The organism is Zhongshania antarctica, from assembly GCF_014202945.1.
GTDB classification, from domain to species: Bacteria; Pseudomonadota; Gammaproteobacteria; order Pseudomonadales; family Spongiibacteraceae; genus Spongiibacter; species Spongiibacter antarcticus.
Window position 1 is genome coordinate 218,906 of the sequence record NZ_JACHHW010000006.1, and the last position, 17,675, is coordinate 236,580.

Annotated in this window: 16 protein-coding genes; 5 read left to right on the forward strand and 11 right to left on the reverse strand. The window is 53.4% G+C overall.

Translation table 11 applies throughout. From position 1 onward, the window contains the following. The first annotated feature begins 88 nt into the window (after positions 1–88). The 5 genes from HNQ57_RS12205 (at position 89) to holA (ending at position 7,365) form a co-directional block, all read left to right on the forward strand. On the forward strand, positions 89–1,699 hold the full coding sequence (locus HNQ57_RS12205) for an FMN-binding glutamate synthase family protein (protein ID WP_184463334.1): 1,611 nt from the start codon (positions 89–91) through the stop codon (positions 1,697–1,699). An 86-nt stretch (positions 1,700–1,785) separates the two neighbouring features. Continuing rightward, positions 1,786–3,312, forward strand: a complete 1,527-nt coding sequence (lnt, locus tag HNQ57_RS12210; protein WP_184463336.1) for an apolipoprotein N-acyltransferase — start codon at positions 1,786–1,788, stop codon at positions 3,310–3,312. A gap of 60 nt (positions 3,313–3,372) precedes the next feature. Further along, positions 3,373–5,832 carry a leucine--tRNA ligase gene (gene leuS, locus HNQ57_RS12215; protein ID WP_184463338.1) on the forward strand — a complete coding sequence of 820 codons (2,460 nt, stop codon included), beginning with the start codon at positions 3,373–3,375 and terminating at the stop codon, positions 5,830–5,832. Next, positions 5,822–6,340, forward strand: a complete 519-nt coding sequence (locus HNQ57_RS12220) for an LPS-assembly lipoprotein LptE (protein WP_184463340.1) — start codon at positions 5,822–5,824, stop codon at positions 6,338–6,340. Before leuS ends, HNQ57_RS12220 begins: the two co-directional genes overlap by 11 nt. After that, positions 6,340–7,365: a DNA polymerase III subunit delta gene (gene holA / locus HNQ57_RS12225; protein WP_184463342.1), complete on the forward strand. Its 1,026-nt coding sequence runs from the start codon at positions 6,340–6,342 to the stop codon at positions 7,363–7,365. The genes HNQ57_RS12220 and holA overlap by 1 nt, the downstream gene beginning before the upstream one ends. Before the next feature lie 319 nt (positions 7,366–7,684). Here holA and lipB read toward each other — a convergent pair whose 3' ends face one another. From lipB to HNQ57_RS12280, 11 genes are read right to left on the reverse strand one after another with little or no spacing between them, the layout of a single operon-like run. Beyond that, positions 7,685–8,362, reverse strand: coding sequence for a lipoyl(octanoyl) transferase LipB (lipB, locus tag HNQ57_RS12230; protein WP_184463344.1), 678 nt, complete (start codon positions 8,360–8,362; stop codon positions 7,685–7,687). Further along, positions 8,362–8,628: an HP0495 family protein gene (locus HNQ57_RS12235; RefSeq protein ID WP_226968279.1), complete on the reverse strand. Its 267-nt coding sequence runs from the start codon at positions 8,626–8,628 to the stop codon at positions 8,362–8,364. The genes lipB and HNQ57_RS12235 overlap by 1 nt, the downstream gene beginning before the upstream one ends. A gap of 58 nt (positions 8,629–8,686) precedes the next feature. Next, positions 8,687–9,850 carry a D-alanyl-D-alanine carboxypeptidase family protein gene (locus tag HNQ57_RS12240; protein ID WP_184463348.1) on the reverse strand — a complete coding sequence of 388 codons (1,164 nt, stop codon included), beginning with the start codon at positions 9,848–9,850 and terminating at the stop codon, positions 8,687–8,689. A 28-nt stretch (positions 9,851–9,878) separates the two neighbouring features. Further along, the gene (locus HNQ57_RS12245) at positions 9,879–10,739 is read right to left on the reverse strand and encodes a septal ring lytic transglycosylase RlpA family protein (RefSeq protein ID WP_184463349.1); all 861 of its coding nucleotides are present in this window, start codon (positions 10,737–10,739) and stop codon (positions 9,879–9,881) included. Next, a complete protein-coding gene (gene mltB / locus HNQ57_RS12250) occupies positions 10,736–11,728 on the reverse strand; it encodes a lytic murein transglycosylase B (protein WP_184463614.1) in 993 nt (330 codons plus the stop codon). The genes HNQ57_RS12245 and mltB overlap by 4 nt, the downstream gene beginning before the upstream one ends. A gap of 41 nt (positions 11,729–11,769) precedes the next feature. Continuing rightward, positions 11,770–12,915, reverse strand: a complete 1,146-nt coding sequence (gene rodA / locus HNQ57_RS12255) for a rod shape-determining protein RodA (protein ID WP_184463351.1) — start codon at positions 12,913–12,915, stop codon at positions 11,770–11,772. After that, positions 12,908–14,791 (reverse strand): penicillin-binding protein 2, encoded by a 1,884-nt coding sequence (mrdA, locus tag HNQ57_RS12260; RefSeq protein WP_184463353.1) that lies wholly within the window; start codon positions 14,789–14,791, stop codon positions 12,908–12,910. Before mrdA ends, rodA begins: the two co-directional genes overlap by 8 nt. Positions 14,792–14,801: 10 nt before the next feature. Next, positions 14,802–15,269 (reverse strand): 23S rRNA (pseudouridine(1915)-N(3))-methyltransferase RlmH, encoded by a 468-nt coding sequence (gene rlmH / locus HNQ57_RS12265; protein ID WP_184463355.1) that lies wholly within the window; start codon positions 15,267–15,269, stop codon positions 14,802–14,804. Continuing rightward, positions 15,259–15,615: a ribosome silencing factor gene (rsfS, locus tag HNQ57_RS12270; RefSeq protein WP_184463357.1), complete on the reverse strand. Its 357-nt coding sequence runs from the start codon at positions 15,613–15,615 to the stop codon at positions 15,259–15,261. Before rsfS ends, rlmH begins: the two co-directional genes overlap by 11 nt. 22 nt (positions 15,616–15,637) lie before the next feature. Further along, the gene (gene nadD / locus HNQ57_RS12275) at positions 15,638–16,297 is read right to left on the reverse strand and encodes a nicotinate-nucleotide adenylyltransferase (RefSeq protein ID WP_184463359.1); all 660 of its coding nucleotides are present in this window, start codon (positions 16,295–16,297) and stop codon (positions 15,638–15,640) included. Beyond that, the gene (locus HNQ57_RS12280) at positions 16,298–17,554 is read right to left on the reverse strand and encodes a glutamate-5-semialdehyde dehydrogenase (RefSeq protein WP_184463361.1); all 1,257 of its coding nucleotides are present in this window, start codon (positions 17,552–17,554) and stop codon (positions 16,298–16,300) included. It abuts the gene before it with no gap. Positions 17,555–17,675 lie beyond the last annotated feature (121 nt).

The window sequence follows — 17,675 nt, forward strand, 5'->3', positions numbered from 1 at the left end:
CATTCAGCGTCTCGGTGAACTTTACTCTTGGTTTCAGTCTACAATGCCTTAAATACACCGGCATTTTACTGCGCACCAAGAGGAAGCTATGTTCGCAACCACCCTCGACAAGCTAAACAATATCGCCAACGCCATCGTCGGCTACGGTGCATTAGTATTCCTCTTGGCTTTGGCGGTCGGCATTGTCTACCTCGCCTACCTCTATATTGCCGACATCACCCAAACCCAACACGCCATCCGTCGCAACTACCCCATAATTGGACGCTTTCGCTATATTTTTGAACATTTAGGCGAGTTTTTCCGCCAGTATTTTTTTGCCATGGACAGAGAAGAACTGCCCTTTAATCGCTCCCAGCGTTCCTGGGTTTACCGCGCTGCCAAAAACATCGACACCACGGTCGCCTTTGGCTCAACCCGCCCGCTAAACCAGAACAACGACGTGCTGTTCATGAACTGCTTTTTCCCAACGCTCAGCCAAGATGCCGTGCCCACTCACGCCGTCACCATTGGCGAAGGCTTTGCCAAGCACCCCTACACCAGCTCAGCCATCTTCCATATTTCCGGCATGAGCTTTGGCGCCATTTCCAAACCTGCGATTCGCGCCCTCAGTGCTGGCGCCAAAGAAGCTGGCATCTGGTTAAATACCGGTGAAGGCGGTCTGTCGCCCTACCACCTCGAAGCGGGCTGCGACATCGTATTTCAAATTGGTACCGCCAAATACGGGGTGCGCGACGCAGATGGCCATCTCAGCGACGACAAGCTCCGCGATATTGCCCGCCACCCCCAAGTCCGCATGATTGAGATCAAACTCAGCCAAGGTGCTAAACCCGGCAAAGGCGGTATTCTGCCCGGTGGCAAAGTCACTGCCGAAGTCGCCAATATTCGCGGTATCGAAATTGGTAAAGATTCGATTAGCCCTAACGGCCACACTGATATTCACAGCATCGACAATCTCTTAGATATGATTGTGCGCATTCGCAACATCACCGGCAAACCCGTCGGCTTCAAGGCCGTCGTGGGGTTTTCCGAATGGCTAGACGAAATGTGCGAAGCGATACACCTACGCGGCCAAAAGTACGCGCCCGACTTCATCACCATAGACAGTGCCGATGGCGGCACGGGCGCGGCCCCGCAAAGTTTGATGGACTATGTGGGCCTTCCTATTCGGCGCAGCCTGCCGCTGGTGGTCGATAAACTCTGCGAATACAATTTGCGCAAACGTATTAAAGTTATCGCCTCGGGCAAAATGATTAATCCAGCCGAAGCGGCATGGGCCCTCTGCGTCGGCGCCGACTTTATCGTCAGCGCCCGCGGTTTTATGTTTGCACTGGGTTGTATTCAAGCCCTGCAATGCAATAAAAACACCTGCCCCACCGGTATTACCACCCACGACCCAGAGCTGCAACGCGGCCTCGTTCCAGAGAACAAAGCCACTCGCGTTAAAAATTACGCGCTGAACTTAATGCACGAGGTCGGCGTTATTGCGCATTCCTGCGGTGTAAAAGAAGCCCGCGGCCTACAGCGCAAACACGTGTATTTAATTGACAATAGCGGCAGCCCGGAACCGCTAACCAACCGTTATCCAGAGCGCACACCCAAACCTGAATACCTGATTGCCAGCACCGCAGACGAGCACCACAGCGCCGCAACTATTCCCGCCCTACACTCCGCGAATGATACGGACATTCGCCAGGCCTGATTCATCGCCGTGCGCTAGCGCCAACGCCAGCGCACCGTTACACTAGACCCTCGCTAAATTTGGCCTTCTGTTTGGATCTGCACTCTGTGAACACCCTGCCACAGCAAACCCCGCCCTCAATAAAATTTAGCCAGTTTCTGTTTCTTGCCCTCGCGGGTGCCAGTCTGCCGCTATCACTCGCGCCCTTCGGCTTGTGGTGGCTGGGCATATTGGCGATGGCTGCACTGGCCGCAGGGGTCAATAACAGCGGCCCAAAGCACAGTTTTTTGCTGGGTTGGGTTTTCGGCAGCGCCAGTTTTTTAACTGGCGTGTCTTGGGTTTATATCGCCATTCACGACTTTGGCGCTACACCCGCCTATCTCGCCTTACCGATGACGGCGGTGTTTTGCATTTTTCTCGGTCTTGTCCCAGCACTAACGTGCTACGCATATAGCCGCTGGGTTCGCGATGGCCGGGGTGGCCGCGTCCTTGGTTTTGCCGCCATCTGGGTATTGTGTGAATGGCTGCGAGGTTGGATTTTCACTGGCTTCCCTTGGCTGTACTTGGGTTATGGCCACTTACACACCGCGCTAGCGGGATGGTCACCCGTGGTTGGAGTATACGGTCTCAGTTTTTGGGTTGCCCTGAGCGGCGCCGCACTGAGTCAGTTTATTATCGCGCCAACACCGCGAAAACTGCACAGCGCCGCGCCACTACTCGGCTGTCTACTGCTGTTTAGCCAGGGTTATCTATTGAAACAAACCGAGTGGACCCAAGCCAAAAGCACTACACCGCTGCGCATTGGCGCGGTGCAGTCCAATATTGCCCAGGAAAAGAAATGGGCCTACACCCAATACTGGGCCACCCTTGAACTGTACGACCAAGCCTCCGAGAAACTATGGGCCGACGCCGATCTCGTCATTTGGCCAGAAGCCGCTATTCCCGCGCTCTATCACAATGCCCAGTCCTTTTTTGACTATATTGCGGAGCGCGCCAGCGCCAGCAATAGCGCCTTGATTACCGGCGTACCCACCCGCGTCGAGGAGAAAATGTACAATTCCGCCATGGTCATCAGCGGCGGCGAAGGCATTTATCACAAGCAGCGCCTCGTGCCCTTTGGCGAGTTCGTGCCACTAAGCGGCTATATTCAGGGGCTGCTCAAAATATTCGACCTGCCACTATCCAGTTTTAGCCGAGGTGGTTCAGAGCAAGCTCACCTCAGTGTTAAGGGTTGGCAATTAGCACCATCAATTTGCTATGAAATCGCCTATCCAGATCTTATTGCGCAAAGTTCTCGCGGCAGTGATGTGTTATTTACCATCAGCAATGACGCCTGGTTTGGCCACTCCATCGGCCCCGATCAGCACATGCAAATGGCGCAAATGCGCGCGCTAGAGAATGGTCGAGAATTGATACGGGTAACGAGCACCGGCATCACCGCCCTCGTGGATCACCATGGCAATATTCAACGCCGCGTGCCGTCATTTACGGAAACTGCCCTGCGCGGTGAAGTCCACGCCCGCGAAGGCACCACGCCCTTCACCCGCTACGGCTCCACCCCCATTATTTTATTGTGCTTTGCCCTTATTCTCTGCACGCGGATCGGCGCCAAGCAATCGCCCCGCCCCAGCTAAGCTGCTAGAATAAGCGCCCTAAACTTCAACTGCCCGCTGTATAGAGAATTGACACTGCCAATGGATCATCAATACGCCCCCCGCGACATCGAAACCGCTGCCCAAGAATTTTGGCATGAGCAAGGCAGCTTCACCGCCGTAGAAGATCCTAGTCGCGAAAAATACTACTGCTTGGCCATGTTCCCCTATCCCAGCGGCAAGCTCCATATGGGCCATGTCCGCAACTACAGCATTGCCGACGTTATCTCGCGTTACCAGCGCATGCTTGGCAAAAACGTATTACAGCCCATGGGCTGGGACGCGTTTGGCCTGCCCGCCGAAAATGCCGCCGTTAAAAACAAAACCGCGCCCGCGAAGTGGACAGTCGAAAACATCGCCTATATGCGCAACCAACTCAAGCAGCTGGGTTTCGCCTACGACTGGAATCGGGAACTAGCCACCTGCAAGCCCGACTACTATCGCTGGGAGCAGTGGTTCTTCACCCGCCTTTACGAAAAAGGCATGGTCTACAAAAAGACCTCGGCGGTAAACTGGTGTCCGGTAGATGAAACCGTGCTCGCCAATGAACAGGTTATCGACGGCTGCTGCTGGCGCTGCGACACCCAAGTACAACGCAAAGAAATCCCCCAGTGGTTTATTAAAATCACCAGCTACGCAGAACAGTTAATCGACGACTTAGACCAGCTCGACGGCTGGCCTGAGCAAGTTAAAACCATGCAGCGCAACTGGATTGGCCGCTCGCAGGGCGTGCAAATGCGCTTTGACTTAGAAGTCCCGGTTGCTGGCGCCGACAGTTTTGAGGTCTACACCACCCGCCCCGACACCCTGATGGGCGTGACCTATGTCAGCCTAGCCGCGGAGCACCCAATCGCCATTGAAGTGGCCAAAACCAATAGCGAACTGGCCGCCTTTATCGACAGCTGCCGCAATAGCTCGGTCGCTGAAGCCGATATGGCGACCATGGAAAAACGCGGTATGGCCACCGGCCTGCAAGCGCGCCATCCTCTGACTGGCGAATTGGTGCCGGTCTGGATCGCCAACTACGTGCTCATGGACTACGGCTCTGGCGCGGTTATGGCAGTACCCGCCCACGACCAACGCGACTATGAATTCGCGAAAAAATATGGCCTTGGCATCAAACAAGTTGTTGCCTCTGCCAATGACGAAGCCATCGACATCGATGTCGCCGCTTTTACCGAAAAAGGCGTGTTGGTCAATTCCGGCGACTTTGACGGCCTCGACTTCACCGCAGCCTTCACTGCTATTTCCGACGCCCTCATCGCCCAAGATAAAGGCCGCGTGACCACCAATTACCGTCTGCGCGACTGGGGTGTATCCCGTCAGCGTTACTGGGGCGCGCCTATCCCCATGTTTAATCTGCCCGAAGGCGGCGAGATTCCGGTACCCGCCCACAAGCTGCCCATGCTGCTGCCCGAAGACGTGGAAATGGACGGCGTGCAGTCGCCCATTAAAGCCGATACCGAGTGGCGTAAAGACAAACTCGACGGCAAGCCCGTCGAGCGCGAGACCGATACCTTCGACACCTTTATGGAGTCGTCTTGGTATTACGCTCGCTTCACCTGCCCCGACTTTGAAGACGGCATGCTCGACCCCGATCGCGCCAATTACTGGCTGCCGGTAGACCAATACGTGGGCGGCATCGAACACGCCATACTTCACTTGTTATACGCGCGCTTCTTCCACAAGCTGATGCGCGACGAGGGCTTGGTCAATTCTGACGAGCCCTTCAAGCAGTTGCTGTGTCAGGGCATGGTGCTAAAAGATGGCACCAAGATGTCCAAGTCCAAGGGCAATACCGTCGACCCTCAGGCTTTAATCGAGCAGTACGGCGCCGACACTGTGCGTTTGTTCATTATGTTTGCCGCGCCGCCGGAGCAGAGCTTGGAATGGTCAGACAGCGCTGTTGAGGGTGCCCATCGCTTCCTTAAACGCCTGTGGAACTTGGCCGCTAGGCATTTAGAAGCGGCTAGCCCACCAGCGCTGGATACCGCAAGCTTGTCTGGCCCCCAGCAGGATTTGCGCCGCAAAACCCATGAGACAATTGCTAAGGTCAGCGACGACTTCGGCCGTCGCCTAACTTTTAACACCGCCATTGCGGCAGTAATGGAGTTGATCAACGACGTATCGCGCTTTCAAGCCCAAGGCCCGCAATGCTTGGCGGTTGAACGCGAGGCGCTCGAAGCCGCGGTCCGTTTACTCGCGCCCATCGTGCCCCATATCAGCCATCAGCTCTGGATCGAACTCGGTCACAGCGACGCCGTCATCGATGCACCTTGGCCCCAGGTTGACGATGCTGCGCTAGTGCGCAATACCATTGAAATGGCGATACAGGTTAATGGTAAATTGCGCGCCACCATCGAAGTAGCCATAGATGCTGACGGCGAAGCCATTAAAAAGCTGGCCAGAGAGCAGGAAAATGTGAAACGCTTTATTGGCGATTTAACCATTCGCAAAGAAATTCTAGTGCCTAAAAAACTGGTGAATATCGTTGCAAACTAAGGCTCTGAAAATAGCAATTACCACCGCTGCGTGTTTATGGCTAGCGGCCTGCGGCTTCGCCCTGCGCGGCAGTACCAGCTTGGCGGCCAATATGCAGCCGGTGTACATCAGTGCGCAGCGCGACAGCCAGGAATTAAAGCAATCGCTGAAGCGGCAATTTGTTATTAACGATGTCGCCGTCACCAAACGCCGCAATGAAGCCAAGCTCATTGTGGTCATTAAACTTCTCGACGAACAAAAGCGCAGCGCGGCCTTAGACCGCGAAGCACGCGACGCCGAGTACGCACTGTATGAGTCGGCTAGCGTTGAGCTGCAAGCGCCCGACGGCAAAAACCTGAAAGGCCCACACACCCTTCAGCAGCGCCGCCTAATTGTAAATGATCCCAACAACCCCGTGGGTGAAGAAACCGAGTCCACCATTGTTCGCGCCGAAATGCGCGAGCAACTCAGTATTCGCCTCGCCCGCCAAGTTGAATACTGGTCACATCAAATGCACGCCCAGCCCTGATGAAATTGCGCCCTGAGCAATTAGCCGCACAACTCAAAAAAGACCTAGCATCCGTCTACTTAGTCTGCGGTGACGAGCTACTGATTACTCAAGAGTGCTGCGACACCATTCGCCAATATTGTCGCAAGCAGGGAATTCACGAGCGCGAAGTACTCAATGTTGAGCGCGGCTTTGACTGGGGGCAGTTAATCGATTCTGGGCAATCCATGTCGCTATTTGCCGATCGCAAGCTGATTGAGCTGCGCCTAGGTAGTAGCAAAATGGATCAGAAAAGCTCGGCCATTCTCCAAGAGTATTTGCAGCTCAGTGATGGCAGTAATATCTTGCTGGTGAGTTGTAGCAAGCTCGACAGCCGCAGCATGAACAGCAAATGGGTCAAAGCCCTAGATGCAGCAGGCGTTGTCGTTCAAGTATGGCCGGTAGAGCGCCAACACCTCGGCAACTGGATCATGCAGCGTATGCGCAGCATGAACCTGACGGCTGAACCCGATGCGGTGCAATTATTAGCCGACCGTGTCGAGGGGAATTTACTGGCGGCGGATCAGGAAATTGCCAAACTCAAGATTTTGGTGGGCGACCAAGCCATCACTGCCGAGTTGGTGGCCAGCGCGGTGGCCAGTAGCGCGCGTTACGATGTGTTTAAACTAATCGATGCCGCTTTGGCGGGGCAGGCAGGTAATGCCTTGCAAATGCTTAACAGCCTGCTCGCCGAAGGCGGTGAAGATATCGCCATGCTCGGCGCCATCGTTCGTGAAATTCGCGGCCTCTACGCCTGCGCGCAATTAGTTGAGCAAGGCCAAAATATCGATAAAGCCTTAGATAGCCAGCGAGTTTGGGACAAACGCAAAGGACTCTACAAAAACACCCTACGACGCTTAAAACCCCGACAATTAGGCGCCTTACTGCAACTCGCAACTCGCATCGACGCCGCCCAAAAAGGCCAAAGCGACGAGAACGCTAAATTGCTGCTGAGTAATTTAGTCTCAGCCCTGGCTGGCCAGCGCCTAATTACCCCAGCCACCTAAGCACTGACTATCCGGCGTTAAAACCAAGCTATATTTTGAACTATCCCCGCACCAAGAAAAATGCTGTCGCGAAAACATAAGCAAGCAAGCTTGCCCAAAGCGCTAAAGCATTCTCCAAAAGGTGGGTTGCCGCCGTTAAAGAATTTAGCCAGCAGCTACTCCCTAGGCGAGTCGACGTCGGCCCTCTAGGCTGCCCAGTCGTGGGAATAATGTTAATCGGCGTACGAGCGCCTTTTCGACGCCCCGTAATGTTTCCGCCTTGGGCGCACAGATTTTACAATGATCTCGACGCCAGCCGGACTCGCGTCCCTTGTTATAATTATTCAGGCATCTCCGGCAGCGTGTGTTCGCTCGCCGGCAGACAATATACATAGCCTAAAAGCGCGGCTAACTCTTCGCTCAACGCGTGAATGAGCTCAGCTTGTGATGGCGGTGCAATATCGCGCTGACGCCGAATATCGGTCACTTCCATACCTTGGTGGCCACAGGGATTAATGCGTAAAAACACACTTAAATCCATATCAATATTCAGACTCAAACCGTGAAAGGTTGAGCCCCGGCGCACCCGCAAACCCAGTTGAGCAATTTTGGCACCGCTATCCAAATAAACCCCAGGCGCATCAGCACGGGGATGTGCAGCAATACCCAGTTTGGCCAATACCGCAACGATGCTGGTTTCAATGGCAGTCACTAAATCGCGGATGCCAATACCCAGGCGCCGTAGATCAATTAACACATAGCCCACCAGCTGGCCGGGACCGTGGTAAGTTACTTGCCCGCCGCGGTCCACCTGCACTACCGGAATATCACCCGGCATCAATATATGTTCGGCCTTACCGGCTTGGCCTTGAGTAAATACTGCGTCGTGTTCTAAAAACCACAACTCATCAGGACTATCCCCGTCACGAATATCAGTGTAACGCTGCATAGCACGCCACACTGGCTCGTAAGACTGACGACCGAGTTTGCGTACATATATTGTTTCAGGACGGCTCATTACAAAACCATTTTTACAATACCGGTCGCTTTTAAATCCGCAAAAATACGGTCTAACTGGGGCTTGCCCGTAGCGGTAATCGTCACGGTAACTGACACAAAGCGCCCCTCACTGCTGGCGCGCTCGGTGATAATGCTTTCGTCAAAATCACCGGCGTGGATGCGCATTACTTCAATAACGCGCTCGCGCAGCTCGGCGCCACCGTTGCCTATGACCTTGATCGGGTAGGCGCAGGGAAATTCTAATAACGGGGGATTCTCACTCATAAGGCCATCCGCGCCGCTGGGCGGCGCATAACTCATTCTATTGAACTGCTTGGGCGACTTAAGACACCAAATTAAGGAAGAACAACACAATGCTATCCCACAGGCGTTTGAAAATACCGCCCTCTTCTACCGCCTCGAGTGCCACCAAAGGTACACGTACCTTTTCAGCACCGTCTAAGCTCACGACCAGTTCACCGTATTCTTCATCAGCGGCGATCGGCGCAGTCAGCACTTCGTCAACAATCAGCTGAGCGTCAAGGGCTTCGCTCTTGCCACGCGGTATGGTCATATAAACATCTTTCTGTACACCAAGAATGACGGTGTCGCTGTCACCCTTCCACACTTTGCTACGGGTCAGCTCACTACCTGCGGCATAGAGGTGGTGTGTTTCGAAATAGCGGAAACCGTAAGACAGTAATTTTTGCGTTTCGCGCTCTCTAGCACGCTCACCACTCGCACCCATCACAACAGAAATCAAACGCATGCCGTCACGCTTGGCCGAGGTCACCAAACAGTATCCCGCTTCTGCAGTGTGGCCGGTTTTTAGACCGTCAACACTTGGATCGCTCCACAACAAACCGTTTCTGTTGCTCTGGCGGATACCGTTATAAATAAATTCCCGCTCACTATACAGCGCATATTCTTGGGGAAAGCCAATAATTGCCTTCGCCAACAATGCCAAGTCACGCGCCGAAGTATAATGCTCTGGGTCTGGCAGGCCATGGGAGTTCATGAAATGGCTATTGCTCATACCCAGCATACCGGCGTGCTGATTCATGATCCCCGCAAATGCATCTTCGCTGCCCGCCACATGCTCTGCTACCGCGACACTGGCGTCATTACCCGAGGAAATCACCACACCTTTGTGTAAATCATGCAGCGCGACTTGTTTGCCGACTTCAATCCACATCAACGATGAACCATTAAATATCGGATTTTGTGCCCACGCATTTTTACTAATGGTGACCATATCGTCGTTGCTAACTTCACCGCGCTCCAACTCATATGACAACACATAACTGGTCATCAACTTGGTTAGACTTGCTGGTGGTACGCGCTCGTCCGCATTATGTTCAATGAGCACCTGGCCACTGTTCGCATCCATGAGCAAATACGCCGACGCCGCCACACTCGGCGCCGCAGGAATAAGATTAGCCTGGGACAAGGCAGCGGAGGACACCAATACGCTTGCTGCAAATGCCAAAAATTGTTGTTTAAACATAATTCCCTTTTCTACTTTTGTTAACAATTTAGGAGTCATTGGTCTCAACCACCAAATGGGGCTCTCCCGACCAACGCTGCTTTAATACTTTTTTCGCGGCTTGCGCTGAGGAATAGTCAACAAACGGGCCGACCCGCACGCGATGCAAATCATTACCACGCTTGCCACTGCTACTGGCAATCAACACGGGATAGGCCAAACCAGCACTTAAATTGCGCTGTAATTCAGTTGCGGAGGCCAGCTGTTTAAATGCGCCAACCTGCAAATAATACCGCGTCGCCTCAGTGCCGCTGACAACGTGGCTATTATCCGTGTCTATGATCTCAATTTCCACCGGCGCAGTCCCCTGGTCAGAAAAACCCAGCTTTACCGCTGCCGCATAAGACAAATCCATGATGCGATCTGAGTGGAAGGGGCCACGATCATTTACCCGCACGACCGCGGTGCGGCCGTTGCGTAAATTAGTCACTTTGACATACACCGGTATCGGCAGAGTACGGTGGGCCGCACTCATGTCATAAAGACTATAGGTTTCGCCATTCGAGGTCGCATGACCGTCAAACTTAGTGCCATACCACGAGGCAATGCCTCGCTCTTTGTAGCGGCGGTGATCGGCAAGCAAGGTATATTCCTTGCCGTTCACGACATAGGGGCTGGCGTTACCCGATGCCCTTATCGGTTCATGCCGAGGGATGGCATCGACAATGGTAGCCGGATCGAGACGAACCGGCGGCGCACCATCGTGTTGTTGTTGGTAGCGGCCGTGATTAGTGGGCTTTGGTGTTGCCGACACGGGCGTTTTCGAGCTGCTATCTGGCACCTGACTTACTGGCGCACAGGCCGCCAGCAGCAGGAGCATCGCAAAGGCAAAAACAAAGCGCAAACTCAAGATCCAGCTACCCCATTCACCTTGGCCTCAATCAATTGACTGAGTTGATAGGCGGCCATCGCATACATCGCACTATGGTTATAACGAGTAATGACGTAAAAGTTTTTCAAGCCAATCCAGTACTCATCACCCTCGTCGCCGTCGAGCTTCATCGCCGTGGCTTTCAGTTCTGGTGGCAGCGCGCGATCACTACCAATACCGGCCTTGCTTAGCTCTAAAACGGTTTTAGTCGGTTTGAGACCCGCGTTAAACAAACTAGTATCGGCATTTTTCTTCAAAACCGCACCACTGACCACCGGCTCACCCGCACGCCAACCGTGACGTTTGAAATAATTAGCTACGCTACCGATGGCATCCACGGGATTGTTTACAATATCGATTTTGCCGTCGCCATCAAAATCGACGGCATAGGCGCGGTAACTACTCGGTATGAACTGACCGAAGCCCATGGCGCCGGCATACGAACCCTTAAGGTTAAAGGGGTCAAAGCTCTGTTCCCTCACCATCAACATATATTCCTCGAGCTGACCAAGGAAAAAGCTGCTGCGACGCGGGAAGTCGAACCCCAGAGTGGCCAAGGCATCAACCACGCGGTAGCTGCCTTTATTACGGCCATACCGAGTCTCTACCCCAATAATGCCGACGATCATCGAAGCCGGCACGCCATATTCGCGCTCTGCTCGCGCTAAGGTGGCGCGGTGCTCCCGCCAAAACTCAGCGCCCTGATCGACTCTAGAGTCCTGAATAAATATTTTACGGTAACGGCCCCACGTCATCACCGACTCCGCCGGACGTGACATTGCATCTAAAATAGACTGTTTTGGCTCAGCCTGCTTAAGCACACCGACCACCCAATCGCGGTCAAAATTATGCTTTTCGACCATGGTTTTAATAAACGCCTCAGAACCCGGATGAGCGCTATAATCGGCAAGGCTTGGGCTGGCAAGTAACAGTGCGGTGGCCACGCCGCCGCACAACTGTTTTATCATCGTTGTTAATTTATATTGGTTTTTCACAGTAAATCCTATTATTACTGGTGTACTAAGCGCTCATCGGCGCAAATACCCATCAAAATCCCAAACCCCACTAATAGTGTTACCAGTGAAGTACCGCCCTGACTCACCAACGGCAGGGGTACACCCACCACTGGCAGCAAACCCGAGACCATGCCCATGTTCACAAAGACATAGACAAAGAAAGTGAGAATAATACTCCCGCCTAATAAGCGACCGAAGCATTGTTTTGCCTGACTTGCGATCCACAGACCGCGACTAACGATCAAGCCATAGAGTAACAATAACAGCAATACCCCACGCAGGCCGAATTCCTCCGCGAGCACCGCAATAATAAAATCGGTGTGACTTTCAGGCAAAAAGTCCAAATGCGACTGGGTGCCCAGCAGCCAGCCCTTGCCTTCAAAGCCACCTGAGCCTATCGCGGTCTTGGACTGAATGATATTCCAACCAGCGCCAAGCTTATCACTTTCGGGGTTGAGCATCGTCAGAATGCGCTGACGCTGGTAGTCGTGGAGCACAAACTCCCACATTGGGTATGCCATCATCGCCAGCAGGCCCAAGCAAGAAAATATAAAGCCCCAGCTAATTCCGGCTAAGAACAGCACAAAAATGCCCGAGGTTGCGATCAAAATCGACGTACCCAAATCGGGCTGAATAACGATCAGCCCAGTTGGAATTAGAATCAAAACCAAACTGATAAAGGTGTGGCGAAAACTCGGCGGCAGCGGATGGGTCGACAAATACCACGCGACGGCCATCGGCATCACCAATTTGGCAATCTCCGAGGGCTGAAAACGAAAACCACCGATGCCTAGCCAGCGCTGGGCACCCTTGGCCCCCACACCGACGAAATCCACCGCCAATAACAACATAACACAGCCAATATAGGCAAAAGGCGCCCAGCGCTGCAGCTGTTCCGTATGGAGCTGGGCGACCAGCAGCATCACCACAAAGGCGACTGATAAGTAGCGCCCCTGGCGTATTACCGTGTCCATACTGCCATCACTGGCACTGTAAAGCACACCGAGACCAACACCACTCAATATCAACAACAACAGCAACAGCGGAATATCAATACGCAAACGCTGACTGATGGTGCGCTGACTACTAATACTGCGGTTACTGCCGGGGAGCTGGCGTACAAAATCTGAATTATTCATCTACCCATACCTCAGGCGTGATATCCATTGGCGTTGGTACAGTTTTAGGTTCGCCGACCAAAAAAGCCTCAAATACTTTTCGGGCCGCAGGGCCTGCAACGCTGCCGCCGTGCTCACCATTTTCAATAATCACCGACACGGCTATTTTCGGGTCCTCCGCTGGAGCAAAGGCCACAAATAAAGCGTGATCCCAATTACGCTTATGAAGCGTACTGGAATCGTATTTTTCACCCGCCGCGATACCGACAACCTGCGCGGTACCCGTTTTCGCCGCCATCCGATACGTCAATCCCGCTTTTAAGCCCCTCGCCGTCCCCTGCGGGCTAGCCACAACCTGCTCCATTCCCTGGGTTATCGCGTCCCAGTAAGCATCGGGCACGTCATCCATTCGACCTAGCAGCGGTGCAATAACCTTTTCACCGTCAACCGACGCCAGCAGACGGGGAGCACGCAACTCGCCACGCGAAGCGATAACCGATGTCGCCACCGCCAATTGCAGCGGAGTAGCGAGCATAAAGCCCTGACCAATGCCGACGCTGATGGTCTCGCCAGGATACCAGTGACTATTGCGCACTTCTTCCTTCCACGCCCGTGACGGCAATATGCCACTGCGCTCATTGGTATTATCAATACCCGTGGGCACCCCCAAACCAAAGCGCGCGCCAAAATCGTGAAGGCGATCAATCCCCAGCCGGTATGCCAGCTCATAAAAATAAACGTCACAGGATTGCACAATGGCCTGCTCTAAATTCACCGAGTAACCATGACCACCCCGCTTCCAATCTCGGTAACGACGACTGTCGTTGGGTAGCGTAAACCAACCCGGATCGGCAATACGCGTGGCTGTCGTCACCATGCCATACTGTAAACCCGCCAAGCCCCAAATCGGCTTAATGGTCGATGCCGGTGGGTACTGACCTTGCAGAGCGCGGTTATAGAGGGGGAGGTCTGGGTCATTTTGCAGAGCGTTGTAATCGGCGCTACTAATACCATTAACAAATAAATTGGCATCATAGCTCGGGGTACTCACCATGGCGATAACCCCCCCCGTGCGCGGATCCATTGCCACTATCGCGCCGCGCTGACCTTTTAATGCCTCAAACGCGACCTGCTGAACATAGGCGTCAACACTGAGATGAATATCGCCGCCGGGCTGGGGGTCGTGGCGCTCCAACACTCGTAATATACGGCCGTGAGCATTGCTCTCAACGTTTTGATACCCGACCGTGCCGTGCAGCAACTCTTCGTAATATTTTTCCAGACCGATTTTACCGATGTGGTGAGTGCCGCTGTAATTAACGGGATCGATCTCGTCAAGCTCACGTTCGCTGATCCGCCCAACATAGCCCAGTACATGCGCAAACAACTCACCATGGGGGTAGTGCCGCACTAGCTGAGCGTCAATTTCTACACCCGGAATACGGTAGCGATTAACTGCAATTTTAGCAATTTCCTCTTCGCTAACGCGAAATTTCAGCGGCACTGCTTCATAGGGTCTGCGCCGACTCAAACGCTTGCGAAACTGCTCTATATCCTCTTCTGCAAGGGGAATCAGCTCACCAATAATGGCCAAGGTTTCATCCAGTGACTCAAGGCGCTCCTTGACGACGGTTAAGGTATAGCTGGGAATATTTTCAGCCAATAACACGCCGTTACGATCAAAAATCAAACCGCGCTTGGGGGCGATGGGCAAAAGTTGAATGCGATTGCGATCAGAGTGGGTTTTATAAATATTGTAATCGGCGATTTGCAATTGCCCATAACGAGCAATCAAAATCGATATCATTGTCACTACGAATATAATGGAAATCGCCACCCGATGGCGGTAAACCCTACGTTCATAGTGAGTGTTTTTAAGCTGTTGGCGCCTAGTCATGACACAGTCATCAGCGGTGGTAGGGATGGTTATTATTAATTGTCCACGCTCGGTAGAGCTGTTCGGCGAACAATACCCTCACCAGCGGGTGAGGCAGGGTCATGGCAGACAGCGACCATTTTTGCCTAGCTAAAGCCAAACACGCCGGACTGAGACCATCGGGGCCACCAACCAAAATACTGATATTGTCGCCCTCCATTTGCCAACTCGCCAAGGCCTCAGCTAAAGACTCAGTACTAACGGCCTTACCTAATACATCGAGGGCGATAATACGATCACCGGCGGGAATCGCCGCCGTCATTGCCTCGCCTTCCTGGGCAATGGCACGGCGAATATCGGTATTCTTGCCCCGCTTAGGCAGGGGCAATTCTTTAATATCAAACTGAATCTCGGCGGGCAGGCGCTTGCGGTATTCCGCAACCCCCTCCTCGACCCAAGCCGGCATTTTAGTGCCTATGCAAATTAAGCTAACTCGCATCAGACCCTGGCTCTGAGCCCGGCTCTGGCACTTGCCACAGGCGTTCAAGGTCATAAAACAAGCGGGCTTCTGGCAACATTACATGTACCACCACATCGCCTAAATCGACCAAAACCCATTCACCGGTATCTTGGCCTTCCATGCCGATCGGCACCACATTCTGCTTTTTTGTCTCAACCCAGACATTGTCGGCCAAGGATTTTACATGACGATTCGAGGTGCCACTGCACACCACCATATAGTCAGTAACGCCACTCATGCCGCGCACATCTAGGGTCACAACATCTCGGCCTTTTACATCTTCAAGGGCTTTCTGCACCAGCTTTTGGAGTTGTTCAGCGTTCATCTAACGGGTATTCCTATGTATTTCACTGTGTATATAAACCGTGTTCAGCGATATAGTCCGCGACAACGTCGGGAACAAGGTAACGAATTGACCTCCCAGAGGCCAGGCGCTGGCGGATATCAGTGGCCGAGATCGGCAACTGAATCAAACCTGTGTCATAAAACCCACCGGCACTGCGCGCTGTCAGTGCCGATGCTGATCCAAGCTTGCGATCAGCCACAAAATTCGCCACCTGCTCATCCATTGCTAAAGGATGTGCGGCGCGATGTAAAACCAATACATTAGCCAAACGAAACAGCGACTGCCAATCTCGCCAGCGCTGCAACTGATTAAAAGCGTCACTGCCCATAATCACCGTAATCGATACCTCTGCGCCGCGTTCAGCACGCAACTCCCGCAAGGTATCAACGGTATACGACGGGGTTTCCCGCAATAATTCGCGTCCGTCGACAGCCAAACCTGGCTCCCCGGCGACGGCAGCGCTGACCATCGCCAAGCGTTGGGCGCTATCGGCACCGGGCTGTCCACGCAATGGCGGCCGATGACTTGGCAATAGCGCCAGCTCATCAACCCCCAAGGTTTCTTTAATCTCAATCGCCGACCGCAGATGACCGTGATGAATGGGGTCAAAGGTGCCACCAAAAATCGCCAGCGACGCAGTAGCCTTATGCGAATCGGTCATTTAACGACGAATATGGCCATCGCCGAGCACCACGTACTTCTGCGAGGTCAAACCTTCCAGCCCTACTGGGCCACGAGCATGTATTTTGTCGGTGGAAATACCAATTTCCGCGCCCAAACCATATTCAAAACCGTCGGCAAACCGCGTCGAGGCATTAATCATTACCGAGCTAGAATCCACTTCGCGCAAAAAGCGGCGGCCGGTGGTGTAATTTTCTGTCACGATGGATTCGGTATGGGCCGAGCTGTAACGGGCAATATGACTCATTGCCTCATCGACGTCAGCCACCACTTTGATAGACAGTATCGCGGCCAAATATTCTGTGGCCCAATCTTCTTCACTGGCCTCTGCGGCAGTCATTACAATCTGCCGCGTGCGCGGGCAACCACGCAACTCAACGCCCTTTGCCAGCAAAGCGTCAGCAATTGCCGGTAGCAATTCTTCGGCGCGACTTTCAGCAATCAACAAGGTCTCCATGGTATTGCAGGTGCCATAGCGATGGGTTTTGGCATTCACTGCAATTGCCAACGCTTTTTCAGCATCGGCGGCATCATCAATATAAACATGACAAATACCATCGAGGTGCTTAATCACGGTAACCGTGGCATCGCGGGCAATACGCTCAATTAAGCCCTTGCCGCCGCGGGGCACAACCACGTCGACATACTCAGGCATGGTAATCAATTCACCTACCGCGGCGCGATCCGTGGTTTCCAATACCTGAACGGCATGCTCTGGCAGACCTACCGCCACCAGGCCTTCGCGAATACACGCGGCGAGGGCTTGATTTGAGTGAATCGCTTCAGAGCCGCCACGCAGAATCGCCGCATTCCCTGACTTTAGGCACAAACTGGCCGCTTCAACGGTCACATTGGGGCGAGATTCATAAATAATACCAATAACGCCCAAAGGCACCCGCATTTTACCGACCTGAATACCACTGGGCCGGTAGTTTAAATCGGTGATAGCGCCAACCGGGTCGGCAAGCGCCGCCACCTGGGTAAGACCTTCAATAATACCGGCAATACCAGCGGTATTGAGCGCCAAACGATCCAGCAGTGCCGCGTCGAGACCCGCGGCCTCACCCGCCGCAACGTCTTTGGCATTGGCGGTAAGAATGTCGTCGCGCCTAGCGTCTACTGCCGCAGCGATCGCCAGCAGGGCGCGATTTTTAACGCCAGTATCAGCCGCCGCCACCAGCCGCGCAGCAACCCGCGCCTGACGCCCCAGCTGATTCATGTACTGCTTAATATCCATGAGCCTTCTAATCCTCTCACCTGCGCGCTATCGCGAAGGTCAATACCTGCTAATTCCCACATAATAGGAGAACGAAAAATGACCGCTAGTATAACGGATTGGAAAAGGACTCACTATCGAC